The sequence below is a fragment of the Bacteroides cellulosilyticus genome, from assembly GCF_020091405.1.
GTDB lineage: Bacteria > Bacteroidota > Bacteroidia > Bacteroidales > Bacteroidaceae > Bacteroides.
The window spans coordinates 2,235,610-2,259,985 of record NZ_CP081903.1 but is presented as its reverse complement, the minus strand read 5'-3'; the positions used below and the strand labels follow the sequence as shown (position 1 = coordinate 2,259,985).

Genomic DNA, 24,376 nt, shown 5'->3' with positions numbered 1-24,376 from the left:
GTACTCACTTGCCTCGAAGAATCGCAGGAGGTTTTCTTTTGACTGAATATCCACTCCATAAACCCGGGATAATTGAATGCAGGATTCCAACTGCCATGATTGCAACCGGGGAATTCGATGTATTCCACATCGGCACCGGCAGCCTTCAAAGCCCTGTATGCCGCACGCGAACCTTCCGGAGTAACCACATTGTCGGCATCGCCGTGGAAGATGCGGAACTTCACCTGTTTGGCGGCTTTCAGGCGGGCAGGATTCACCGTTCCGCAAATGGGAACTGCGGCCGCAAATATCTCAGGATAACGGATAGCCATATCAAACGTACCCATACCGCCCATGGAGAGCCCTATTATATAAACACGGTTCTTATCCACCTGCGGCATTGCAAGATAGGTATCCAGCAAATCTTTCACCGTCCGGAACACAGGCGTGAGGGGAGCGTCCAATGGCATCTCGCCCGGCATGAATGAAGCTGGACGTTCCATATATGCCCAATAGCCGCTCACAGGGCATTGCGGCACAAGCACAAATGCGGAATGCTTCTCCCTGTTCACCGGGTTAAGGAACATCTGTCCTCCATGCGTCAACTGTCTTTCATTGTCGTTGCCACGCTCTCCGGCGCCGTGCAGGAAAAGCACTAAAGGGTATTTCTCTCCGGTTTTCACCGTTTCGGGACGCAGCAGGCGATAGGGCAACGTATCACCACGGGAAGAAATAAAAGTCTCCTTCTGATAAGTCTCCTGTGCCGAAAGCGACAGCAAGGAGATCAGCACGCAAACTACACTGATTATCCGTTTCATCTGAATCACTATTTATGTAAATAAGGAGTTAAAGGAGCTATTCGCATCATTTTACATGTTTTACTTCTGAACGTAAAGATACGCCATTTTCATTGAATGCCTCCACACAGAAATAATAATCCTGGTCGGTAGTGAGAGATTTCATCAGCAGGTCATTCTTACCATACACCATCCAAGAACTGTAAAGTTTATCGGGAGCGATGCCCCACAACACGTTGTAGCCCTGCGCACCTTTCACGGACTCCCAGCGGATGGCGATGTCACGACGGTCGACAAGGCGGTCAAGCGTCAGCTTTTTCGGTTGTTGCGGTGCCTTGCCTGTGCCCAGTCCGAATACGCGAAGCTCGGAAATAGCCAGGTTCGGAGTAGGTACGTCTATATTCCTGTAGCGGATATAGCGTGCCGGTTCGGGCAGTGACAGTTCTACATAATCATTCGGAGTGTCCTTATAGCTCTCTTTGCGGTCCACCAGCACTTTCCAGTCCTGTCCGTCCAGCGAGCCTTCAATGATGTAACGGTGGCGGAGGTCTTCGTAACGGCCGTACATGTCACTCTGATAGTCATGATAGTTAATCTGAATGGCACACACATCGGCAGGCTTCTCCAAATCGATCATTACCCATTGGCGCTCATCGTTGGCTTCGGCCAGCCAAAAGGTCTTGGTGAGTTCATCCGTCAGTGCAGAGGGTTGGAACTCCCCTTTTGTGGTGGAGGCTGTGACCGGTTTGCCATAGGAAAGCAGCATCCAGCCCCTGAACTCACCGGCTTTACCCGGAACGGCAGGTGCATAGCGAGGGTAATCTCCGAAACGGGTGTCGCAATACATAATACCGTCTTTATCGAACCCGGCAGGGAACATACAAAGGCGTCGTTCCCAGTTCACATTGATGGAGAGGGACATCGAAGCAAAATGCCAGTACTGCCCGCTGGGTCCAAGGACGGTGCTTCCATGTCCGGCACCATTCATATATCCGCCCGGTTTATAGGAAACGGGATTGTGCTTCTGATAGGTATAAGGTCCCATCGGGTGGTCTGCCACATAGACACCGTCGGCATAGACATTAAACTCTGTGCCCGGTGCACCGTATTGCATATAGTATTTCCCGTTGTGCTTCGTCAGCCAGGGACCTTCGATATATCCGCCCAGCACAGTGTCCGTATGGTTCTCACCGAAACGCTCCCAGCCATGCTTGGGCATATCCAGGTTAAAGAGCTCTTTCGTCTCGCCCTTCTTCGTGAAGCGGTGGTTCTTATCCAGTTCCATACCACGGATGGGATAGACGTTGGATGAACCCCAGAACATGTAAGCTTTGCCATCGTCGTCGATGAACAAGTCAGGGTCCTGCAGGTTGTGCAGGATGGCTGGCGTTGCTTCCCAATCGCCCGAAGCCGGATTATCGGTATACAGGATACTCATAGAACCGGAAGGATCACCGGCTACATAGAGCACAGAATCCTTATAATTGTGTGCCGCCGGAGCATTACACCCTTGCGGATACCAGTTCTTTCCGGGGCGCACAAACTCCCAGTTCAGCAAGTCGCGCGAACGCCAGTAGCCATGCGAACGGGTAACGAACATATAATATTCTCCCCGGAACTCCACCACTGCAGGGTCGGCGCCCGAACGGTAGGAAATATCCCGGTCGGAATTATAAATCATATACGTGTAATCGATGTTCAAAGGATTACAGTAGGTATCCTGACGCATATCCTGCGCCGGAAGGGTAGTCCATGCAATCAGGCAGGCTACGGTCAGTAATAGGTATTTCATATTCTTCATTTCTGATTTCTTATCGGGTTCGTTCATTTGCACAGTTCGCCGGGAACATCATATTGCTTCTGTAAACGTTCAAGTTCAGCCATAAGTTCGGCGGTAACCTTTTCCATGCCCTTTTTCCCATACAGGTTATGCATTTCGGTCGGGTCGGTCTTTAAGTCATACAGTTCCCACTTGTCATCCACGTAGAAGTGCATCAGTTTATAACGCTCCATCTTCACGCCATAGTGTGCACGGACGCTATGGAAGCCGGGAAACTCATAATAATGATAATAGAGCGATTTACGCCAGTCACGCGGCGTTTTTCCCTTCTCCACCAACGGACGGAAAGACATACCCTGCATATCCCGGGGAACTTCAATGCCGCACATATCCAGGAAGGTAGGTGCAAAGTCAATGTTCTGCGTCAGTCCGGTCACCTGGGTTTCCGGTTTGATGTGTCCTGGCCAGCGCATCACCATCGGCATGCCGAAAGACTCTTCGTACATAAAACGTTTGTCGAACCATCCATGCTCGCCCAGATAGAAGCCCTGGTCGGTGGTGTAGACAACTATTGTGTTCTTGTCCAGTCCGGTACGTTTCAGGTAGTCCAGAATCTCTCCCACACTTTCGTCCACGCTTGCCACAACGCCCATATAATCTTGCAGGTAACGCTGGAATTTCCACTCCGCCACTTCTTTGAAAGAACGTTGCTTAGAGTAGAACTCATTATTACGGTCGCGATATGCATCGAGGAAGCGGCGGCGCTCATCCGGCTCCATAGTCCCCAGGAAAGCATGCGGCCAGGGGTCGAACAGCAAGCTGTCGCTGTCCATGCCGGCAACCATTTTCAGGTCGTGCCCCTCGTACATATCACAATATATATTCATCTTCTGCATCTGTGCGGCATAGCGCCCCTCGTAAGCATCGAAATAGTTATCGGGAAGCGGGAAGGTGGTGTGCTCATACAGATGATAATGTCTCTCGGCAGGCACCCAGTTGCGGTGCACCGCTTTATGGTGCATCATCAGGAAGAAAGGCTTGCTCTTATCTTTCCGACCGTCGAGCCACTCTTCCGTATAACGGGTAATCAGGTCCGTCACATATCCCGGATGACGGGTGGTATCTTTCTCCGTAATGAAATGCGGATTGCAATATTCTCCCTGGTCGTCAAGAATCATCCAATGGTCGAACCCGGTCGGGCGGGAAATAAGGTGCCATTTGCCGATGATGGCGGTTTCGTAGCCATTTGCCTGCAATATCTTCGGCAAGGTTTGTTGCGCGCCGTCGAAACCTTTCGCCCAGTTCTTCATGAAACCGTTCTTGTGGCTATGCTTACCCGTAAGGATGGCGGCACGGCTCGGACCGGAAATGGAGTTGCAGCAGTAGTTATTCTGGAAAACCGCTCCTTCGTGTCCGATACGGTCGATATTCGGAGTCGGAGCGACCTTGCCGATGGGATGCCCGTAAATGCTCATTGCCTGACGGGCATGGTCGTCGCTCATGATGAAAATGATGTTAGGGCGTTCATTTTGGATGTCTTGCTCCTGTCCCTGCAGCGTTGCCGAAGGAACAAAAGGGAGCAGGACAAGCCCTAAAGAGAGTTTATCTTTCATAGGTTCCTGTATCAAATGAACGATTAATGAAGCGTCAGACCGGCAATAATGGGGGTATGGTCTGACAAATATCCGTCATCCGGTTTATCGTCTATCACCCGGAACTTATCAGCAGTCACCTGTCCATTGACAAATATAAAATCAATCAACTGGCGATTCTCAACCGGGATGCGTCCAAAGTCGTGGAAGCTCCATGCCGGACCGTAGACTGTAGAGGCAACGGAATAGGCGTTCTTCATTCCACCCACAGAGAGGATAGTAATCGGTTCCGAGTCCACTGTTCCGTTGAAGTCGCCCGTCAGGATTACGGGCAGTCCCTCTGCAAGTTCGTGCATCTTCGCAAGCAGTAACTTGGCACTCTCACGGCGTGCCACTTTCCCTACGTGGTCGAAGTGAGTGTTGAAAGCTGCCAGTTTCTTGCCACTGGCCTTATCTTTCAGGATAGCCCAGGTCACGATGCGCTCGCAAGCGGCATCCCACCCCTTCACTCCAATCGTATCGGGAGTTTCGCTCAGGCCGAAGTTTCCGTTCTTTATCAGTTCAAAGCGGTCCGTCTTGTAGAAAAGGGAGCAATATTCCCCCGCTTCCTTGCCATCCGCACGCCCCACGCCCAGAGCGGTGTATTGGGGAAGACGGTTCTTTAAATCGTCCAACTGGTTCTTCACGACTTCCTGCATACCCACCACATCGGGAGCGTAGTAGGCAATCATCTTTGCCGCATTATCCTTGCGGTACTTCCAGTTGTTCAAGCTATCCGCCACGTGGTCCAAACGAATGTTGAACGACATGACATCGACCTTAGCTTCCGGCTGCCTGCCGCACGAAGCGACAAGCAGGACGAAAGCAACTAATACACTATTAAAAAACATCTTTCTCATGGTATCTTGTATTTATTTTAAGTAAGGGGACGTAAACCCTAATTTCTTCAGTCCGCTCTGTACGTCCGGATGGCTCATAAAAAGCTTCCAGATCAGACCCGTGCGGTAGTTTTCAATCATCACCACAATAGGTCCCTGGTCGATGGCCAGATATGAAGGTGCAAACCATTTCTCCGTCAGGTTAAAAGCATCCTTGAAACCATACTCCCCCCAAAGTTTACCGCCCAACTTTTCATAGAAGTAGCGCATGGCCTGAAGCGAATATTCCGGCGCGTAAGGGATGGAAGACAAGGCAGCTGTGGGAGTAATCACTCCACGGTCGTTGCCGGGGCAATGGGCCGAATAACCTTTATCCCCGTCACTGGCTGTCAGTCCCCAGCATTGTGCACTATATCCTTTGTATCCCTTCGGGTTGTCGATGCAATAGGCACGGTTTATCAAAGTATGAGCCTTCATCTGCTCCTCGTAATCTGCATAACGGTCTTTCAATCCGCGCGGGTCGAGTCCCATATAGGAATAATGGGTAAAGAACAGCGGGCCGCCAAAATCAGTTCCCAAAGGCAATGTTATATCATAAAACTGCTTGCCGTTCCTGAAAACGATGGAGTTGGCCCATCCTTTATGATACACCGATTCCGCAATGGGATAGGTGGGCGAAGCAGCGGCAAGGATATAAGTGATGTGACACTCATTATGCCCCTTAATCTGATGGTTCATTGCCCAACCGTTATTAGGCGACCAGTGCCAGTAAAGCACGTCTTCGCCATTGGTGAACCAGTTCCATTCCGCCTGACGCCACAATCCGTTGATAAGCCCCCGGATGTTTCTTTCCACCGGGGTATCTTTGTCAAAGTATTGGTGTGCAGCCAGCAAACCTTCGAACATAAAGGCAGACTCCACCAAGTCGGCTCCGTCATCTTTCCGGCTGAAAGGGACGGTCTTTCCTGTCTGCCCGTCCATCCAGTGTGCCCAGATGCCGTGATAACTATCCGTACTCTTGTCACTCAGGAAGCGGACAATCTTCAACATACGTTCCGCCGCCTGCTCGCGGGTGACGAAACCACGTTCCGCACCGACGATGATAGCCATCACTCCGAAACCCGAACCACCGATAGTCACAATATCATCACTGCCATTGCTACGTTCGCGCGCCAACCCCGAAACCGGATGCCCGTAATCCCAGAAGTAACGGAAAGTTTGCTTCTGCACCAGAGTCATCAGTTCTTCATCGGACAATGACTTCTCTTTCGCCTGCCCATAAGCAACCGGACTCAGCAAAAGTACGCATGCAAGTATAACCAATAATTGTTTCATAAATCCCAATTTTAATGTAATACTACTCCTAATTCTATAGTTTTATCGGAAGGAAGTAGAATCACAACCTGATATTCCTTTCCTCTCTTTATTTCATCATAACCTATTGAGAACACATTTCCACCAGTGGAAACCGAGACGTTCTTTTCCACAACTTTATTTCCGACAGCATCTATCAGGCTGCATTTCGCACTCCCGCCAACAGTAGAGTAGAAATCAATCTCATACGCTCCCCTATCAGGATGCGCCATCAAGTCAACTGACTTCACTTGCGGGCTGGTCAGTAGCAAATAGAAGCCTTCTTCATGCTTCGGCTGACTCTCCATTCCGGCACGTTGCAGAGCACGCTTCGCATAATCACTTTTCATGAAAAGATTCCAAATCAGCCCGGTACGATAATTCTCAATCATCACCACAATCGGTCCCTGGTCAATAGCCAAGTGCTTGCGCTCATACGCATTCTCAGAAGGAGAATACGAATCACAAAAGCCATAAGCACCATGAGCGTCTTTCTTCTTATTCAGATTCATCAGAACTTGTGTCGCATAAAACGGCACATAGGGATAGGAAGCCAATGCAGCGGTAGGAGCAATCACTCCATCGTCTTTAAGCGGTGAGCGGGCTTTGTAGCCGGTAGAAGTTCCTGCACCGTAACAAGCCGAAAGTCCCCAGTTCTGTGCAGTATAAGCAAACTTTTCCGGAGCGGTATTCAAGCAATAATGGCGGTTAATAAGGGCATGCGCCTGATTTTGTCTCCAATAATAAACAAATTCATCCTGCATCAATCTCGGATTAAAGCCTAAGAAAGAATAATGGGCAAAGAACAAAGGACCGCCATAGTCATTGCCTAAAGGCAAAGGATAGCCGTAAAAATCCCGATTGGGATACACCTTGCTACCATTACTCAACCAACCGGACTGATAAACTTCCGGACTGATACAATGAGCTTCCGGTGCGCCAAGAGCTAACAAATAAGTTTCCATACACTCATTCCACCCCTTGACCTCAAGAGACAATTTATCCTCCTGCGAATACCACAGCCAATGCAAAACATCCTTACCGCCGGTATAGGCATTCCACTCTATTGAGTTGCATAAAGAAGTAGCCGTCTCACGAATTTCTGTTTCTACGGCATTACTTTCTTTAAAATACTCAATAGCAGTCAGCAAACCAGCCACCATAAATGAACTCTCAACCAAATCGCCGGTCTCCACCTGGTCTCCAAATGGTACGGATTCACCTTGAGGATTATACCAATGAGCCCAAACACCTTTATAGCGTTCTGCCCCATTCAAGAAACGCGCCATCTTCAGGACATGCTCCGCACCTTGTGCACGTGTAACCCAACCACGTTCTGTCCCGACTATAATAGCCATCATACCAAAACCACTACCACCGATGGTAATTGTAGTTCCCCGTTCGTTGCCCTCCAACGCCATTCCCGAATTCTTATCCGCCCCATCATAAAAATATCGGAAGGCGGCATGCTGTTCTTCGTCGAGGATTTTCTTCACTGCATCGGGCGCATACGTTGAGTCATTCTTATCGACAACAATGGTTTCACCATCTCCATCGTCAGAACACGAAAACAGGAATAATGCAGGTAACACAAAAAAGATATGCAATAACTTCATAAATCATTCTCTTTATTGAGGCAATTAATAATTCGGATTCTGAGTAATGACTCCATTAGACTTATCTATTTCCTCTTGTGGAATAGGGAAGAGTTCGTGTTTGCCCGGAACAAAGTTCTTAATGACATCTTTAGCCACTCCCCAACGAACCAAATCATAGAAGCGCCCAAATTCCAGTGCCAGTTCAATCCTCCTTTCATGACGGATTTTCTCTCTCAGTTCATTCGGTTCTCTGGTGGTCACTTTAGGCAATACATCTGTGTTGTTTCCTCTCGCACGTGCTCTCACCATTTCAAGTTTATCTAAAGCTTCGTTTACATTACCGATTTCATTAGCAGCTTCCGCATGCATCAGCAAGACATCCGCATAACGAATCAAACGAATGTTTACCCATTTTCCCTGACTACCGTCTGAACGTCCCCACACGTTTCTTTCCGCTTTGACAGGATACAATTTCTTATTAAAGAATTGATAGGCATTAGCTGCCGCTACTATTGGGTCACCGTCCAGTATATCTCCGTTGGCTATTACGGTAGCCGCCTTTCTCGGATCTCCCGGTTCATAAGCATCCATCAGCACCTGGCTCGGTCCATTAAATCCCCAGCCCAGGTTCGGTTTTCCACGAACTCCCTGTACCTGCGCCCATTGTGAGTTCAGATTTATCTTTTCAGAAGGTTTAAAGTCAACATATACTTCCAATACGGACTCGGGGCCATACTCATTCACTTCACGGAAAATCTGATCATAAGGAGTCGACAAATCATTATCACCTGAGTTTATAATTGCAGAGGTCTGTCCGAAAGCGTCCGAAAATTTATTTTGCTGGAGGTATGCTTTCGCTAATACAGCTCTGGCTGCATTCTGAGTAGCTCTTCCTTCATTTCCCTCGGCGAGCAGTTCCTTACGAGTTGGTAAACGGTCAATAGTCCACAGCAATTCACGTTCTATATTAGCATAAATTTCCTCCTGAGAAGAGCGGGCAGGTGTCTTTTCTTCTTGCCCCAGCACATGATCGACATAGGGAACTCCCCCAAAAGCCCGGGTCAGACGAAAATACATTAATGCCCTCAGGAAGATGGCTTCAGCATTAAGCCTTTCTTTGGTCGGTTCACTATCCGGAACAGTCTGTAACAACGCCATAGCTTCATTGGTTTTATAGATTGTCGTATAGCAAAGCTTATAATAATCACGGATACGTGTATTAGCCGCTGTATAACTCATCGGTTTGAACTCTACCAATTGTCCACCATCACTGGCGGTACTCCCCTTTTCCGCATCCGGAGTTGTAAAGTTTTCCATGCCTAAAACCCCTGTACAATAAGAATAATTGCGTAAATCGGCATAGGCTTGTTGCAGCTTAGCTTGCACCAGAATCGCATTATCTAACTCTTGATCGGGAGTATAATTCCCATGATGCCAACGTCCCTTAGGAAATCGATCCAGAAAACTATCAGAACAGGATGTGAAAACACATGCCAGCAATATTATATAAATTACATTTTTCATCGTTATATCTTTTATTGGTTTAGAAACTCAAAGAAACTCCAGCCGTATAGGTAGTAGGAAGAGGATACGTGCCTCCACCATCAACACCACCTTCCAGGATACTTCCAGTAATTTCAGGGGTGTAACCGGAATTATGCTTAAAGGTCAGCGGATTCTGGGCATTTACATAAATTCTGAATTTATTTACGCCAAGGCTCTTCAGTACCTTCTTGGAAAACGAATAGCCCAGCTGTATCTCTCTGATACGGAAATAAGAGCCGTCTTCAAGTAAGTTTGTTGATGGTAAGTAGTTGTGAGAACGCGTATTATCAATAACAGGCTCAAAATTAGAAGTACCTTCACCATGCCAACGTCCTAAATTAAATTCATAATAATTGAACTGGGAGAATGACATCAGCTTTTTAGTATTAATAATGTCTCTTCCGGTCAATCCATTAAAGTCTATTGACAAATCGAAGTTCTTGTAACCTGCATTCAAATTGATGCCATAAGTAAATTCAGGAAGGTTATTACCGATAAAAGTTCTATCCTTATCATCTATTTTCTTATCACCATTCAAGTCTTTATAACGGATATCTCCCGGTCTGGATTTCCAGGATGCCGGATAGTAGTTGTCTATTTCCGCCTGATTCTGGAAAATACCGTCCTGAACATAACCATACATGGAACCAACAGAGTGCCCCACAGAAGTACGATGGTACGTACCGGATACGATATCAGAATTATCATTGCCTAACTCAAGCACTTCATTCTTCAAGGTAGAGCCATTGACACTTATTCCATAAGAGAAGTCATCTATATTATCCCGCCAGCCAATCACAAACTCAAATCCCTTGTTTCTGATTGAACCTGCATTAGTAATGGCATAACCTGCACCCACAGAAACCGGAGGAGCTACACGTGCAAGCAGGTCGCTCGTCTTTTTAGTATAGTAGCCTAAGTCAACGCTCAGTTTTGAATCAAAGAAACGTCCTTCAATGCCGACATCAAATCCGCTGACCACTTCCCAATGAATATTCTCATCTACCATATTGCTTACCGTAGGGATATAATAGGTCTTTCCATCTACTACGACTTGCTGCCCCATCGGGTTGATTGTGGGAAACCATAAATAATTTCCTATCTTATCGTTACCCAACTGCCCCCAGCTGGCCTTTAGCTTCAGAAAATTAATTTGCTTAATGCCTTTCATGAAGTTTTCCTCACTAATCACCCATCCGGTACCAATAGAAGGGAAATAACCCCAACGTTTATTAGGCGAGAACTTTGAAGAACCATCGGCACGGAAAGTAGCGGTAAGCAAATATTTACTTGCATACGAATAGTTTATACGCGCCAGATAAGAAATAAATGTTTCCTCTGCAAACGAATCCCCTACTCTTGCTGTTCTGTCATCTCCCATATTCAACATCCAGAAGTCTTCAGGCACTATCCACATATCCCTATTCACCAAAGTATCGATGGCTGCATCAAAACCTTTTGAACCTTGATAACGAGCCGTATAACCAGCCGTAGCACCGATTCTATGCTTGTCAATATTCTTATTGTAATTCAATACGAAATCCGCCTGATACTTATTATATTCGCTCGTCGAACGTTTGAACGAAGTTTTATTGCTCTTATGGGAAGAGCTGCTCGTTTCGTTGTTCACATCAAAACGGGGAGTAAAGTTACTGCCATAGCTCACACCGATATCTACATATCCGGTAGCACGGAATGTAAAATCCTTCAGGAATTTAATCTCGCCAAACAAATTACTAACAACACGGTATCCGTAACTATCATCTGTTCCCTTTTCTATTTCCATCTTGGCAACCGGATTGGACACATCTTTCTGAATGGAAGGGGAAGGAGTATAATGACTGCCGACGTTCTCATCATTCCAATCTTCTTTCGGAGCATAAGGAGTATAAGTGGGAATAGCCCGTGCAGCCCCTTGCACGCTTGCAGTAGCACCGTCAGAATCCCAACGGCTCAGAGTTGCATTGGCCCCTACAGTGAAGTGTTTATTCACTTTGTAATCTCCGGAAAAACGGGCATTGATACGTTGATGCTTATTATACTTCACAATGCCTTCCTGAAGGAAATAACCTAATGTAAGCAAACTGCTTCCTTTATCCGATGACTTTGAAAAAGAAACCGAATGGCTGGTGATAGCTGCCGGACGCATGATCTCACTTTGCCAGTCTGTACCTTTACCCAATAAATCCGGCACCCATTCTTCAGCATCAGGATTCTCATTTTTCAGTTTCTCATTATAAAGCATCGTAAATTCAGAAGCATCCGTCAACTTCAAGCGGTCACGGTCATGCAAAATCTGCACACCTCCATAACCATTATAAGAAACACTCAACTTTCCATCTTCCGCTTTACGTGTAGTAATAATGATAACGCCATTAGCTCCCTGTACACCGAAAATAGCCAATGAGGAAGGATCCTTCAGAACTTCCATCTGGGCAATATCCGCAGGATTCACAAAATCAATGTTATCCACAAACATTCCGTCAACGACATACAAGGGACTTGTACTCGCATTAATAGTCGCCACACCTCTTAAACGAATCGTGGCACCTCCACCGGCAGCTCCACTGTTCATTATATCCAGACCCGGTACCTTGCCTTGAAGCGCTCTGATCGGATTGGCAGCGGGGGCATTCTTGATGTCTTCACCACTAATTGAAACAATGGAACCTGTCAAGTCACGCTTACGTGCCGTACCATAGCCCACAACAACCACTTCGTCCAACTGAGTACTATTCTCAGCCAACACAGCATTAATCTTATTTTTTCCATTCACAGGAATCTCTATTGATTCCATTCCCATAAAACTAAACACCAGCACTCCGTCAGATGGAACTTCCAATAAGGTATATCCACCGTCCACACTTGTAATGGTGCCTTGTCCAGGCTTGCCTTTTACTAAGACGGTAGCCCCGATAGCCGGTTCTCCCGTTTTCTTTTCTGTAACGATACCCGAAACTGTAATCTTGTTCTGTGCCATCGAAACGATAGCGAACAGCAACATCACACATGTAATTAATAGATTCTTCTTCATTTTGTATTGATTTAAAATTACGCTGCAAACGTAAAGCATAAATTGATTTAAGTCAAAAAACGGGCTACCACAAGAGTACCACGCTTTATCAAAGTACTACTTTATAACTACTACACTCTAGCAGAACAAACTAGTTATCAGATGTTTATTTTCAATAAAGTTTCCATGTTCCCATATCGTCCTTACCCGCTTCCGATTCCGGAGCTTTATTGGAAGAACTCTTTCAGTATAACTTTACTTTAGGAACCTGTTGGCGGAATTAATGTTTTCTTCCTCGCGTCTGCAAGGACTCAAGACTGGGTCTGTTCACACCTGGTCCGTACCTGCTCCGTAGCAAATTCGGTTAGAGGTACCTTTAACCGAATTTGCTACGGAGCAGGTACGGATCAGATACCTATTTGATATGTTCCTGACTAAAGCCAGGCCAACGGCTAATTCCGCCAACGGGTTTTAGGATTATTAAAAGGGGTTAATGAAGGGTGAACAAAGCCTTATTCACGTTGCGGCTGTCAGTACCTATCATCACTTCAAAGTCACCCGGTTCGCACACAAAATCCAGGTTGTAGTTGTAGAACTTCAGCATATCGGACGTTATCTTAAAAGATACTTGTCTCGCTTCACCGGCTTTCAGGAAGATTTTCTCAAAGCCTTTCAGTTCTTTCACCGGACGGGTTACACTGCCCACAAGGTCGCGGATGTAAAGCTGCACCACTTCGGCACCATCACGCTTTCCGGTATTGGTCACCGTTACGGTGGCTGTGATTTCGCCGTTAATGTTCATGGACGATTGATCCAATGTAATGTCACTGTAAGAAAAAGTAGTGTAGCTCAAACCATATCCGAACGGATAGAGCGGCTCATTATCAACATCCAGATAGTTGCTGCGGAACTTCTGGAACCATTTGCCCTCCGCCAGAGGACGGCCGGTATTCTTATGGTTATAGAACAAAGGAATCTGCCCCACATTTTTCGGGAAAGTCATCGTCAGTTTGCCGCTCGGATTTACATTGCCGAACAATACATCGCCAATGGCAAGGGCAGCTTCACTACCACCAAACCATACATTCAGGATGGAGGGCACATTTTCCTGTTCCCAGTTCAACACCAAAGGACGGCCAGTGAACAATACCAGTACTACCGGTTTACCGGTTTTCAGTAATTCCTGTAAAAGCACACGTTGCGTATCCGGCATTTCAAGGTCTGTGCGGCAACTGCTTTCGCCACTCATTTCAGAAGATTCGCCCAGGGCGGCAACAATCACATCCGACTTGGCTGCCACAGCGAGAGCCTCATCCAGTAACTCTTTATCCGTACGATTGTCACGGTGCAAAGTACGTCCAAACATGGTGGCACGTTCTTCATATTCGGCATCGCTCATCAGGTTGCTGCCTTTTGCCGTAAGAATCCTGGCTTTACCGCCTACCACATCTTTCAGTCCTTCAATCAGCGAAGGGTATTTGTTCATCACGGCAGCCACGCTCCACGTGCCCGGCATGTTGCTACGGCTATCCGCCAAAGGTCCTACTACGGCAATCGTTCCTTTCTTTGCCAACGGAAGCACATTGCCCTCATTCTTCAACAGCACAAAACTTTCCGAAGCCGTTTTGCGGGCAATGGCACGGTGCTCTTTGGTGAAGACTTCTTTCTTCGGACGAGTTACATCGCAATACTTATAAGGATTATCAAAAAGACCAAGTTTGTACTTAGCTTCCAGAATGCGGCGGCAAGCGGCATCGACAGCCTTTACGGAAACCTTGCCTTCTTCCAGAGACTTCTTAAGGGTACTCGTAAAAGCATCGCTCACCATATCCATATCGACACCTGCATTCAGCGCCAGGGCGGCAACTGCCTGTGTATCACCCATACCGTGGTCCGTCATTTCGGTGATGCCGGTGTAATCCGTCACTACGAATCCGCCAAAGCCCCATTGCTTGCGGAGTACATCCGTCATCAACCATTTATTTCCGGTGGCCGGCACTCCGTCCACTTCGTTGAACGAAGCCATAACGCTACCCACACCTTCTTCTACGGCCGCCTGATAAGGCAACATATATTCATTGAACATACGCTGATGGCTCATATCCACCGTGTTATAATCACGTCCGGCTTCCGGTGCACCATACAAGGCAAAATGCTTCACACAAGCCATGATTTCATTATTGCGGCTCATATCTTTTCCCTGATAACCGCGTACCATGGCACGTGCGATTGCCGCTCCCAGGAAAGGGTCTTCGCCGTTACCTTCGCTGACACGTCCCCAACGGGCATCACGGGAAACATCCACCATCGGACTGAATGTCCAGCAAATACCGTCGGCACTGGCTTCAATGGCAGCGATGCGCGCAGATTCTTCAATGGCTTTCATATCCCACGTGCATGACAGGCCCAAAGGTATAGGGAATACTGTTTCATATCCATGAATGACATCCATACCAAACAGAAGGGGAATACCGAGGCGGCTCTCTTCAATCGCCTGTTTCTGTACGTCGCGGATGCGTTCCACCCCTTTCAGATTGAAAAGGCCGCCCACTTCACCGGCACGGATACGTTTGGCCACATTACTGCTCTTGGCCTGGCCGGTAGTAATCTCGCCCGTCACCGGAAGGTTCAACTGGCCTATTTTCTCTTCGAGGGTCATCTTCTTCATCAGGTCGTCGATGAAGCGGTCCATGTCTAAAGGAGATTTCTGTGCTTGTACACCAACAGATACAAACATCAATAACATTAAAAACAATTGTAACTTAAGGGATAAATGTTTCATGCTTTTCATTCTTTATTATTATTGGAGAAAAATGATTTCCCTGCAAATAAAGAGAAAGCCCTTCAAACTCTTATAATCCGATGCTACAACAAAAGTACCTTTAGGGCAGATTATAAAAAAAGGAAGTACTATTTTAATACTTCCTTTCACTTTATCAAACTAAGGGTCAGCTACTTAAAGTTTATCATAAAATCCGTCAGACTATCTTCCTGAGGCAGGTTGAACTTCTTGCGCAGGCGATATCTTGCCGCATCCACTCCACGTATCGAGATGTTCAGCAGCTTCGCAATCTCCTTCGTCGGTAGGTTCAGACGAAGCAAAGCGCAGAAGCGCAAGTCGCCCGATGTCAGGTCAGGATACTGCTGTTTCAGGTTTCGGAAAAAGTTCTCATGTATCCGGTCGAAGTTAGCCTGAAACATATTCCAGCTCTCTTCGTCCGAAACGATGTTGTTATTCACCAAAGCGAGCAGTTTATCCAGGTTCTTCCGTGTGTACTGCCCGGACAGCTTTTGCTGCTGTATCTCTTCCTTCAAGGAGTTCAGGAATTCCTGATGGGCGATATTAGTCATTACCACTCCCGACAGCTCCTTGCTCTTGAAACGCAGGTCCGCTTCAAGTTGTTCTTTCTCGAGTTCGATAATCTTCTTCTCTTGCTGTTCAATCTCGGCCTGATGGGCTATGCGCTGCTGTTCAATCACGCGGTCTTTCTTCTTCTTCACGGACTGGTAGACGATGTATTGCAACAACAGTAACAGAATCAGTCCGGCAAGCACATAGCCACTGATAGCCCAGTAGGACAGGTACCAAGGCCTCAATATGACGAAAGGAAGTGTTGTCGATGCCAAAATCTGGTTTCCATCATATACTTCCGCTTTGAAGACATAAGAGCCAAAAGGCAAACGGGTATATTTCTTCTCCAGACTACGTTCATTGTCTACCCACTGGTCGTTAAGCCCCTCCAGCTTGTACCTAACCTTATAGGTATAGTTATTATAAACCGGATAACACAAAGAGAAACACACCGTACTGAACTCCGCCTCTATCTTGTTTTCTTCCTGCACAGACAGTTGTTTTTTCTTTCCCGTCCATTCAGCCTCCACCGTGATGCCCAAAACCCATAAAGAACGCTTAACGGAAGATTTATATAACAGGGAACTATCTGCATCAATGCGGGCAATGGCATTATTCAGGCAGAGATAAGAGCTTTTGCTACCCTTGTCATAAACCATCGCCGCCCTTTCTTCTATCGACAGGCCCTCGAACAAAGAGAATGGAATCCGATGTTCAATCTGAAAGACATTCATCTCACACTTCACCAGATAGGCCATGCGCCCACTGACAAACCAATACATATGACCACCCGCATGGCTCACATCGTTTATTCCTTTCAGTTCCGGCAATTGTTCGTTCATCACCTCATAAGGGATGATTGAATCCGTCATATCTTCATAAGTATAGAATGCCTTTCCATTTGAAAAGACCACCCGGCCGTTAATCTTAAAGAGAGAGAAATTCCCGTCCTTCACATCTCCCAGCTCCATATACATTTTGAGATCTTCCACCCTCTTCAAGTCCGGGCTGATTCGTAAACGAAACAGTCCTTTCCGCAAATGCTTTACCCAGATATTCCCCCGGTGGTCCATTTCTATGCCCCGCACCATATGGGTAAACCCGCCTAATGAATTCAAAAAGCTCCAGACACCGGAAGCATTCTCCTTATACAGATTCAGAAACGTATAAGTTCCCTGCAATAGCAACGGACGTCCTTCATGGTAGATTTCCCTCATACACATCGCCCCCCTTACGTCCGAAATCAATGATGCCTGCAAACCTGCTATCTGAAAAGTACCTTTATTATGCCCGCAGAGAATCTGGTTTCCCCACTCTTTGACGTACCATGCTTGTTCCTCCAATCCCGGAACAAGTTCCAACTTTCCACTCTTCATCCGGTAAACGCCCTGATTGGAAGCCACATAAGCCTCATCTTCTTTTACCAGTACATCATAAATCATACCAATCTTCCGGTAAGGAGGTTCATAATAATATACCAGGGAGTTATTCAGTATATAAGCTATTCCTTCGTCCAAAGCCACCCAGACATTATTATCGGCATCACAGTAAAGTCCCAGAACCGTGTTGTTCTGCAAGCGACTATCCGTGTTTTCCTTCCAGAGTAACCGCCCCTTTTTATCTATCGCATAAACTCCGTTGGATATAGTACCGATGATATAACAGCTATCTTTCGTCATCACTGCCCGGTTAACGGTGTACTTCTCCAGTTCAGCATCACATTCCGTATGCCATTTCACTACCTTTCCATGTTGATAAATGAAGCCGCCACTATTCCTGGTCAGCAGCAAAGCGCCGTCATCATACGAGAGTCCTGCCATGACATCACTGTCTCCAAGCAATTTTCGATCAATCAGGTGCTCAAACCCATCATTTATAAAGATAGAAAGCCCTTCATTTATCAGTTGGGAATAAAAGGTATCACCTACCTGAAACAGATTCAGCGGGAGCGATTTCGTGCGGATACCTCTCACAGTATGTCCATCATAAATGAATAAAGAACCAAAAGACTGGAATACAATCTCATCCTGCACCGGCACAATACTCCAGATTTCATCATTCTGAAACCGGAAATCTTTCACTTCATCTTTCAATGAATGGTATACAAGACTGTCCAACGAGTCACGTTCAAAATAGCCGAACTCTTCAAAAGAGCCTACAAATATTTTTCCGTCTTCACCAATGTATACAGTGCGCACAATATTCTTAGTAGGCAGCTCATGCAGTTTCCACCTGTTCCCGTCAAATTCCAACAACCCCTTGTTGTTACCAATATACATGATTCCCCTCTCATCCTGGGCTACAGACCAGTTCTGAATACCTGCATTATAATTGGATACGGAATAACTTCTCACGATGGGAGAGAACGGAATAGAAGAACCTCGTGATAAACTACTAAATAGAGAAAAGACACAAAATAATAGCAGAGTTGTTCTCATAGACGTAACTTTACGGTAATCTTTAAGCAAAGGTAGGAGTTTCTATCTAAAAAACGGGTAAATCCGCCGATTATCTTTTCTCTTTTCCTTAAAGACAACCGGTAGATTTACCCGTTTATAGTTTTATAATCAGTTCTTTGCAACCGGAACGCTCAGCATCTCCTTGTATTTCGCAGGATCGCCCAGCACCTTCACAGCTTCATTCAAATCATCATCATCCTTCAGCTGTTGTATGATACCGCCACGCTGGAAATAATAACGCTTAATGATATCTTGAGCAATCATATTCTTGATATCTTTTGCAAAGTAATCCAAGTCACGGTCCAGATTATGGCTAAGTTTCTGCTCAAGAGCCTTGAATTCTTCGGAGGCATCTTTCATATAACCTTCAAATTCTGCCATTTCTTTCAGATTCTTCAGAATCTTCTCGCTCTGCTGGTCATATTTAAAATCTGCCTTCTTTACCATTTCCTTAAACTCTGCATAATCAGCATCCGTCACTTCGAAATTCTCGGGAGAAGCAATTGTCGGGTGCTTCAGGCAATATTGAGTAGCATAATTAAAGATCAGATTATCATTTACCAGATAAAACAAAATATTAGGTAACTTTTCTTGTTCCACTGCAACGTCCGGCGTCACACCACCGCCATCACGCACTTCACGTCCGACAGCCGTATGGAATACTGTAGTCAAACTATCAGGAATACGCCCTACACTACCATCCGGATTACGATGTTTGTAATCTATCGCCTGTACGCAACGGCCACTGGGAATATAATATTTGGAAGTAGTCACCTTCATCGTACCGCCATAAGGCAATGTACGCGGCACCTGCACCAAACCTTTTCCAAACGTGCGATTGCCTACAATCACTGCACGGTCATAATCCTGCAATGCACCCGCCAGAATTTCCGAAGCAGAAGCAGTACCGCTATTTACCAATACAGCAATAGGAATATCCGTATCCAACGGTTCGCGCAAGGTCTTATACGTATTACTTGCTTGTTTTATCTTACCTTTCGTTGTTACAATCGTCTTACCACGGGGCAGAAAGTAGTTGGCTATCTCTACAGCCTCTTCCAGCAACCCACCGCCATTGTTGCGCAAATCAATTACCAGTGAAGTGATACCCTGTTTCTTCAAATCAAGAAAAGCCTTCTTAAACTCTTTGGAAGGATTTCCTGAGAAAGTACTCAGGTTGATGTAACCGATATTGTTATCCAACTTACTGTAATAAGGAATAAACGGTAACTGGATGTTTTTACGGACAATTGTAAAATCCAATGGCTTTGCCTCACCGGGACGCTCAACCTTCAGTTGGAAACTTGTCCCTACCTGTCCACGAAGTATTTTGCTCACATCCGTATTTCCGGTCAAATCCTTTCCATCTATTTCAAGCAAGATATCACCTGCTTTCAATCCCACTTCGGCAGCAGGCATACTTTCGTAAGGCTCCACAATTACTGTACGCTTCAATTTAGGCTCATATCGGATGATGGAACCTATACCTCCATAAGAAGCCTTAAGCATTTGTTCCAACTCACTCCGATCCTCTTCCGGATAAAATTCCGTATAAGGGTCCAGAGAATACAGCATCGCATCGATGCCCTCACGTATTGTTTTATTCGGGTCCAATGTATCTACATAGAACATATCCAGTTCCTTCACGATGGAATTGAATATATCCAGGTTCTTTGCAATCTGGAAAGTGCGGTTATCACCACTCTTGAAACTAAAAAAGGCAACTGCGCCTACTACTAACAGTAAGGTAGTTATCCAGCGTACTTTCAGTATTTTCTTCATATCCTGTTTATTATAGTTCACTGATTCTCGTTTTGATATCTTCCCACCACTCGGCAGGCATTTCTGCACCAATCACCCGGATGATGCTTCCTGAAAGGATAGAACCTATCTTGCCACATTTCTCCAACGAATATCCACAAGTCAGTCCATATAAAAAACCGGCTGCAAAATAATCACCCGCACCGGTCGTATCTATCACTCTATCCACAGTGACAGCATGCACATGCACTTCCTCTGTCCCTTTACGAATGAGCGATCCTCTGGCACCCAACTTCACAATGGCGATGCTGCACATTTTAGCAATCACATCCAATGCTTCTTCCGGTTCTTTACCCGTAAATGCTTTTGCTTCCTCCTCATTGGCAAACACAATATCCACATACTTGTTTATCAATAAAGAGAAGAAATCGTGGTCTTGCTCCACAATATTATAGCTTGCCATATCTAGGCAGATTTGCAATCCGGCCTCTTTTGCCAGTTCAATGGCACGAAGTATCATATCATGATCCTGCACCAGATAACCTTCTATGAACAAATAAGTATACCCCTTAAACATCTCCCGTGAAAGGTCTTCAGCCTTTAATGTAGCGGCGGCACCCAAATAAGTACCAAAAGTACGTTCCCCGTCAGGTGATATAAAAGTGGAAGCTACCCCCGAAGGCAACTCGGAAGAAACTAATAAATTTGCTTCCGTTCCCCGTTCCAACAAACTTTGCCGATAAAATTTTCCATAAGCATCATTACCAACCTTACCAATGAATCCTGTTCCCGCACCAAGGCATGCCATACCACGAATTGCATTTCCGGCAGAGCCTCCAGTAGCCAATTCAGTTTCCATTTCACTGAAACATTCATTGATTATCAGCAGTTTCGTTTCATCAATCAGGGTCATGCTTCCCTTGGGCAATTCCATTTCTGTAAGAATATGGTCGTCGTTGAGAGTAGCAAGAACGTCAACAAGGGCATTGCCCATTCCAATTATTTTGTCCATTTCGATATTTTTTTTGCAAAGATATTGCATATTTCAAAATATCCTATTACTTTTGCAGCGCATTTGAGAAAAAACAACATTCTTCCTTAGCTCAGTCGGTTAGAGCATCTGACTGTTAATCAGAGGGTCCTTGGTTCAAGTCCAAGAGGAAGAGCGAAAAACTTAAATGCAAATTCTTCCTTAGCTCAGTCGGTTAGAGCATCTGACTGTTAATCAGAGGGTCCTTGGTTCAAGTCCAAGAGGAAGAGCAAAAAGGTTCGTCATTATGGCGAACCTTTTTTGTTTCTATCTCTTTATTAAATCACTTTCATCACACTTCCGCAACCGCCAATGTCAACACACTGATGCGTATCCCTCCTATCTCACAAAATACATCAGCACAGGCAGTAGTTGTAGCTCCTGTAGTCAAAACATCATCCACAATCAAAATATGCTTCCCTACTAATCGTTCCGGATGGCGGAGTTTAAAAATACCTTCCACATTCTCCCATCTCTCATAAATCGATTTACGGGTCTGTGTATTGGTATGTTTCTCGCGGATCACGGAAGAAGTATCTACAGGTATCCCTGTCACTTGAAACACGCCACGGGCAATCCACTCACTTTGATTATATCCACGAGCTCTCTGCTTGCGGGGATGCAAAGGCACGGGAATGACAACATCTACATCTTCAAAAAAGCCGGTCGGCAGTAATTCCGCCGCCATGCAACGTCCCATCACCGCTCCCAGTTCTTTTCTTCCACCATACTTCAATTGATGCAGGATCCTGCGGAAATCACTTCCTTTCCGATAAAAGAAATAAGAGGTGGCACGTTCCAGAGGAAACTTTCCCCAGAACATACGCTCTACAGGATTATCCTTCATTTTATGGTAATTCGTACGCGGCATATCTATATTGCAATGAGTACAAATAGTATCCTCACCCTCTATAAGTGATGCTCCGCAAACTGCACAGCAGCGTGGAAAAAAAAGATGGAACAAAGGACCGAACCAATATTTCACAGTATTTTTCATCAGGCTATTTCTTTATGTCACATCCCCAACGGAGGAACTTCTTGTATCAGTTGTTGCAATATAGGATGCAGATATCCATTCGTGGCAATAATATGATGCCCTTCTATAAAATTCTCATTCCCATAAAAGTCAGTCACCCGGCCGCCGGCTTCCAGCACCAGCAGTGCGGCAGCCGAATAATCCCATTTGCCGATGAAAGCTTCCGCCCAGGCATCAAAACGTCCGGCGGCTACATAGCATATTGCCAAAGCTGCAGAACCGGTCATACGGATACCACCAACCTTACCATACAAATTATGTATCAGATGTTCTCCCGTACGGGCATATTGGCATGAGTTATAAGGCAATTCAACTACCAGAAAAGCATCTTCCATCTGCTGCACATTGGAAACCTGTATTCGCTGGCCATCCACATACGCACCTCCACCTTTCCAACCATAGAAACACTCATCCCTGCAGGGATCATACACAACTCCAATCAAGAGTTCCTCTTTAGACCGAAGAGCTATACATACACAATAAGGCGCATTGTCATGGATATAATTTGTAGTCCCGTCCAACGGATCCACTACCCAACAATAGGGTTCATCCTGATACACTGCCGAACCTTCTTCCGTAATAAAACCGGCTTCCGGCAACAAGGCAGAGAGTTCAGCAACAATCTGTCTTTCCGACTCTTTATCTACATAAGACACGTAGTCATGCGCATGCTTCTTCTCCACGCTTTCAGTGCGGAAAGTTTTTCTCTCTTCTTTCAAGAAACTCCCCGCATCCATAGCAATGCGACAAACTTTCGCGGTAAGTAACGCTAAATCCATATTCGTATTCTTTTTCTTTGTTATTCTATTATTTCCCGGGCAATCCAGGCACAGGCCTCAGCGTCGGCTAATGCATGGTGATGCTGCTCCAACTCATAACCAAAGTAGGCAGCTACCGTATGCAGCTGATAGTTGGGCAAACCTTTGATCCGCCTTCGTGCCGTGCTCAAGGTACAATGAAATTCATAATCGGGATAATCCAGGCTATAAGTTCTGAAAACGGCTTTCAGACAACTCTCATCAAAACCTTTATTATGGGCAATGAGCGGTAATCCTTCAATGAGCGGCGCTATCTCCTGCCATACGGTGGGAAATATCGGAGCTTTTGCCGTATCCGCCATTGTCAGCCCATGTACCCGGGTGTTCCAATAGGTATAATATTCCGGTTCGGGGCGAATCAGGCTATAATAACTATCTACAAATTCTCCTTCCCGCACAATCACCACACCGACACTGCACACACTGGTACGCTGTTCGTTGGCTGTTTCAAAGTCTATGGCAGCAAAGTTTTCCATAATTCAGAGATTTCAAAAGTCTATTGCGCTTCCTCCACCTGCTGATAAATCAGCTTCCCCCGTTGACTGATAGTCCATTTATCATTCTCCAGACGAACATTCTTTGTATCATCATCCTCTACATTCCATGCGTATCCACCCGCAGGTAAAGAGCGGCGGTCCAGTATTTCGTTTGGGCGGTCATCGGAAAAGAAGAGTTCCACTTGTAGCGAATCGGGCGAGAAAACAATATAGGCGGCCTTCTCTTTATCTGCCACATCTTCTACACGTACTCCTTTCTCCCAAAGACGGATACAGTCTTTCAAAACTTCACTCCAGGTATATCCTGCGGAAGCTATGCAACCGTGAGCATCCTTATCATCACCCACCTTATTACCTTCACTCTTTTTGCTCTGAGAGTTTCCACAACCTGTAAACAGGAGACTTATACACATTAATAGTAAAAAACAAACATTTCCGGTTTTCATAAGAATCATCTATTTATATTTTGCACCCCAAAAGTACGAATAAATATGAAGCAGGGAAAGTTATCACATTTATTTCATGCACGGGAAAAGAAGTTCGGCTTCAATAAAGTTTTTCAATAAGTTGTCAGCACTCCAGCACTGACAACGCCCAACCCCTTTGTCAGTCGTAGTTTGACGGCAGTGCTGACAAGGTGTTTATAAGTGACGACAAACAGTTTGTCAGCACTGATTTTCAGGCTGTTTTCGAACATACAAGATTGTATATCAAGAGAGTACTTCATGTTTTGCATATATAGGATAGTCTCCCTTTATATGCATGTTTCCCTATATCCATGGCATAGAGTTACTGCAAAGCCGTGACAGTACCACTGCAAAGCATGTGCAGTATCGCTGCAATACAAAGACAGTGTCACTGCAAAGCATATACAGTTTCATTGCAAGG

The 24,376-nt window shown here is 45.8% G+C and carries 16 protein-coding genes, 2 tRNA genes and 1 pseudogene; 2 read left to right on the top strand and 17 right to left on the bottom strand.

All coding sequences use genetic code 11. The annotated features are described in order from the left end of the window. Positions 1-32: 32 nt before the first annotated feature. The 12 genes and pseudogenes from K6V21_RS07780 to K6V21_RS07725 form a co-directional block, all read right to left on the bottom strand. Positions 33-797 (bottom strand): annotated as a pseudogene (locus K6V21_RS07780) (prolyl oligopeptidase family serine peptidase); the annotation flags it as partial. Positions 798-843: 46 nt separating this feature from the next. Next, positions 844-2,568 carry a family 43 glycosylhydrolase gene (locus K6V21_RS07775; RefSeq protein WP_224322011.1) on the bottom strand — a complete coding sequence of 575 codons (1,725 nt, stop codon included), beginning with the start codon at positions 2,566-2,568 and terminating at the stop codon, positions 844-846. Positions 2,569-2,600: 32 nt separating this feature from the next. Continuing rightward, a complete protein-coding gene (locus K6V21_RS07770) occupies positions 2,601-4,169 on the bottom strand; it encodes a sulfatase (protein WP_224321427.1) in 1,569 nt (522 codons plus the stop codon). A gap of 23 nt (positions 4,170-4,192) precedes the next feature. Continuing rightward, positions 4,193-5,047, bottom strand: coding sequence for an endonuclease/exonuclease/phosphatase family protein (locus K6V21_RS07765; protein ID WP_224321426.1), 855 nt, complete (start codon positions 5,045-5,047; stop codon positions 4,193-4,195). 12 nt (positions 5,048-5,059) lie between these two features. After that, positions 5,060-6,361 (bottom strand): glucoamylase family protein, encoded by a 1,302-nt coding sequence (locus K6V21_RS07760; protein ID WP_224321425.1) that lies wholly within the window; start codon positions 6,359-6,361, stop codon positions 5,060-5,062. 11 nt (positions 6,362-6,372) lie between these two features. Beyond that, positions 6,373-7,995: a glucoamylase family protein gene (locus K6V21_RS07755; RefSeq protein WP_224321424.1), complete on the bottom strand. Its 1,623-nt coding sequence runs from the start codon at positions 7,993-7,995 to the stop codon at positions 6,373-6,375. A 24-nt stretch (positions 7,996-8,019) separates the two neighbouring features. Next, entirely contained in the window at positions 8,020-9,501 is a 1,482-nt protein-coding gene (locus K6V21_RS07750) for a RagB/SusD family nutrient uptake outer membrane protein (RefSeq protein ID WP_224321423.1), read from the bottom strand. 19 nt (positions 9,502-9,520) lie between these two features. Then, the gene (locus K6V21_RS07745; protein ID WP_224321422.1) at positions 9,521-12,556 is read right to left on the bottom strand and encodes a SusC/RagA family TonB-linked outer membrane protein; all 3,036 of its coding nucleotides are present in this window, start codon (positions 12,554-12,556) and stop codon (positions 9,521-9,523) included. A gap of 469 nt (positions 12,557-13,025) precedes the next feature. Further along, on the bottom strand, positions 13,026-15,317 hold the full coding sequence (gene bglX / locus K6V21_RS07740; protein ID WP_224321421.1) for a beta-glucosidase BglX: 2,292 nt from the start codon (positions 15,315-15,317) through the stop codon (positions 13,026-13,028). Positions 15,318-15,487: 170 nt separating this feature from the next. Continuing rightward, a complete protein-coding gene (locus K6V21_RS07735; RefSeq protein ID WP_224321420.1) occupies positions 15,488-18,325 on the bottom strand; it encodes a triple tyrosine motif-containing protein in 2,838 nt (945 codons plus the stop codon). Positions 18,326-18,454: 129 nt separating this feature from the next. Continuing rightward, the gene (locus K6V21_RS07730) at positions 18,455-20,128 is read right to left on the bottom strand and encodes a S41 family peptidase (protein WP_224321419.1); all 1,674 of its coding nucleotides are present in this window, start codon (positions 20,126-20,128) and stop codon (positions 18,455-18,457) included. Positions 20,129-20,138: 10 nt separating this feature from the next. Continuing rightward, positions 20,139-21,119 carry an adenosine kinase gene (locus K6V21_RS07725; RefSeq protein WP_022210637.1) on the bottom strand — a complete coding sequence of 327 codons (981 nt, stop codon included), beginning with the start codon at positions 21,117-21,119 and terminating at the stop codon, positions 20,139-20,141. Positions 21,120-21,199: 80 nt separating this feature from the next. Between K6V21_RS07725 and K6V21_RS07720 the strand changes: the two genes are divergently transcribed. Both K6V21_RS07720 and K6V21_RS07715 read left to right on the top strand, forming a co-directional pair. Then, positions 21,200-21,273, top strand: a tRNA-Asn gene (locus tag K6V21_RS07720). Between the two features lie 20 nt (positions 21,274-21,293). Beyond that, a tRNA-Asn gene (locus K6V21_RS07715) sits at positions 21,294-21,367 on the top strand. A gap of 62 nt (positions 21,368-21,429) precedes the next feature. Here K6V21_RS07715 and K6V21_RS07710 read toward each other — a convergent pair. The 5 genes from K6V21_RS07710 to K6V21_RS07690 form a co-directional block, all read right to left on the bottom strand. After that, on the bottom strand, positions 21,430-22,134 hold the full coding sequence (locus K6V21_RS07710) for a ComF family protein (RefSeq protein WP_217716040.1): 705 nt from the start codon (positions 22,132-22,134) through the stop codon (positions 21,430-21,432). 17 nt (positions 22,135-22,151) lie between these two features. Next, positions 22,152-22,952, bottom strand: a complete 801-nt coding sequence (locus K6V21_RS07705) for an inositol monophosphatase family protein (RefSeq protein WP_217716039.1) — start codon at positions 22,950-22,952, stop codon at positions 22,152-22,154. Between the two features lie 20 nt (positions 22,953-22,972). Continuing rightward, positions 22,973-23,467, bottom strand: coding sequence for a 3'-5' exonuclease (locus tag K6V21_RS07700; RefSeq protein WP_217716038.1), 495 nt, complete (start codon positions 23,465-23,467; stop codon positions 22,973-22,975). A 20-nt stretch (positions 23,468-23,487) separates the two neighbouring features. Then, complete coding sequence (locus tag K6V21_RS07695; RefSeq protein WP_217716037.1) at positions 23,488-23,934, bottom strand: hypothetical protein; 447 nt, start codon at positions 23,932-23,934, stop codon at positions 23,488-23,490. A gap of 113 nt (positions 23,935-24,047) precedes the next feature. Further along, complete coding sequence (locus K6V21_RS07690) at positions 24,048-24,215, bottom strand: hypothetical protein (protein WP_217716036.1); 168 nt, start codon at positions 24,213-24,215, stop codon at positions 24,048-24,050. Positions 24,216-24,376 lie beyond the last annotated feature (161 nt).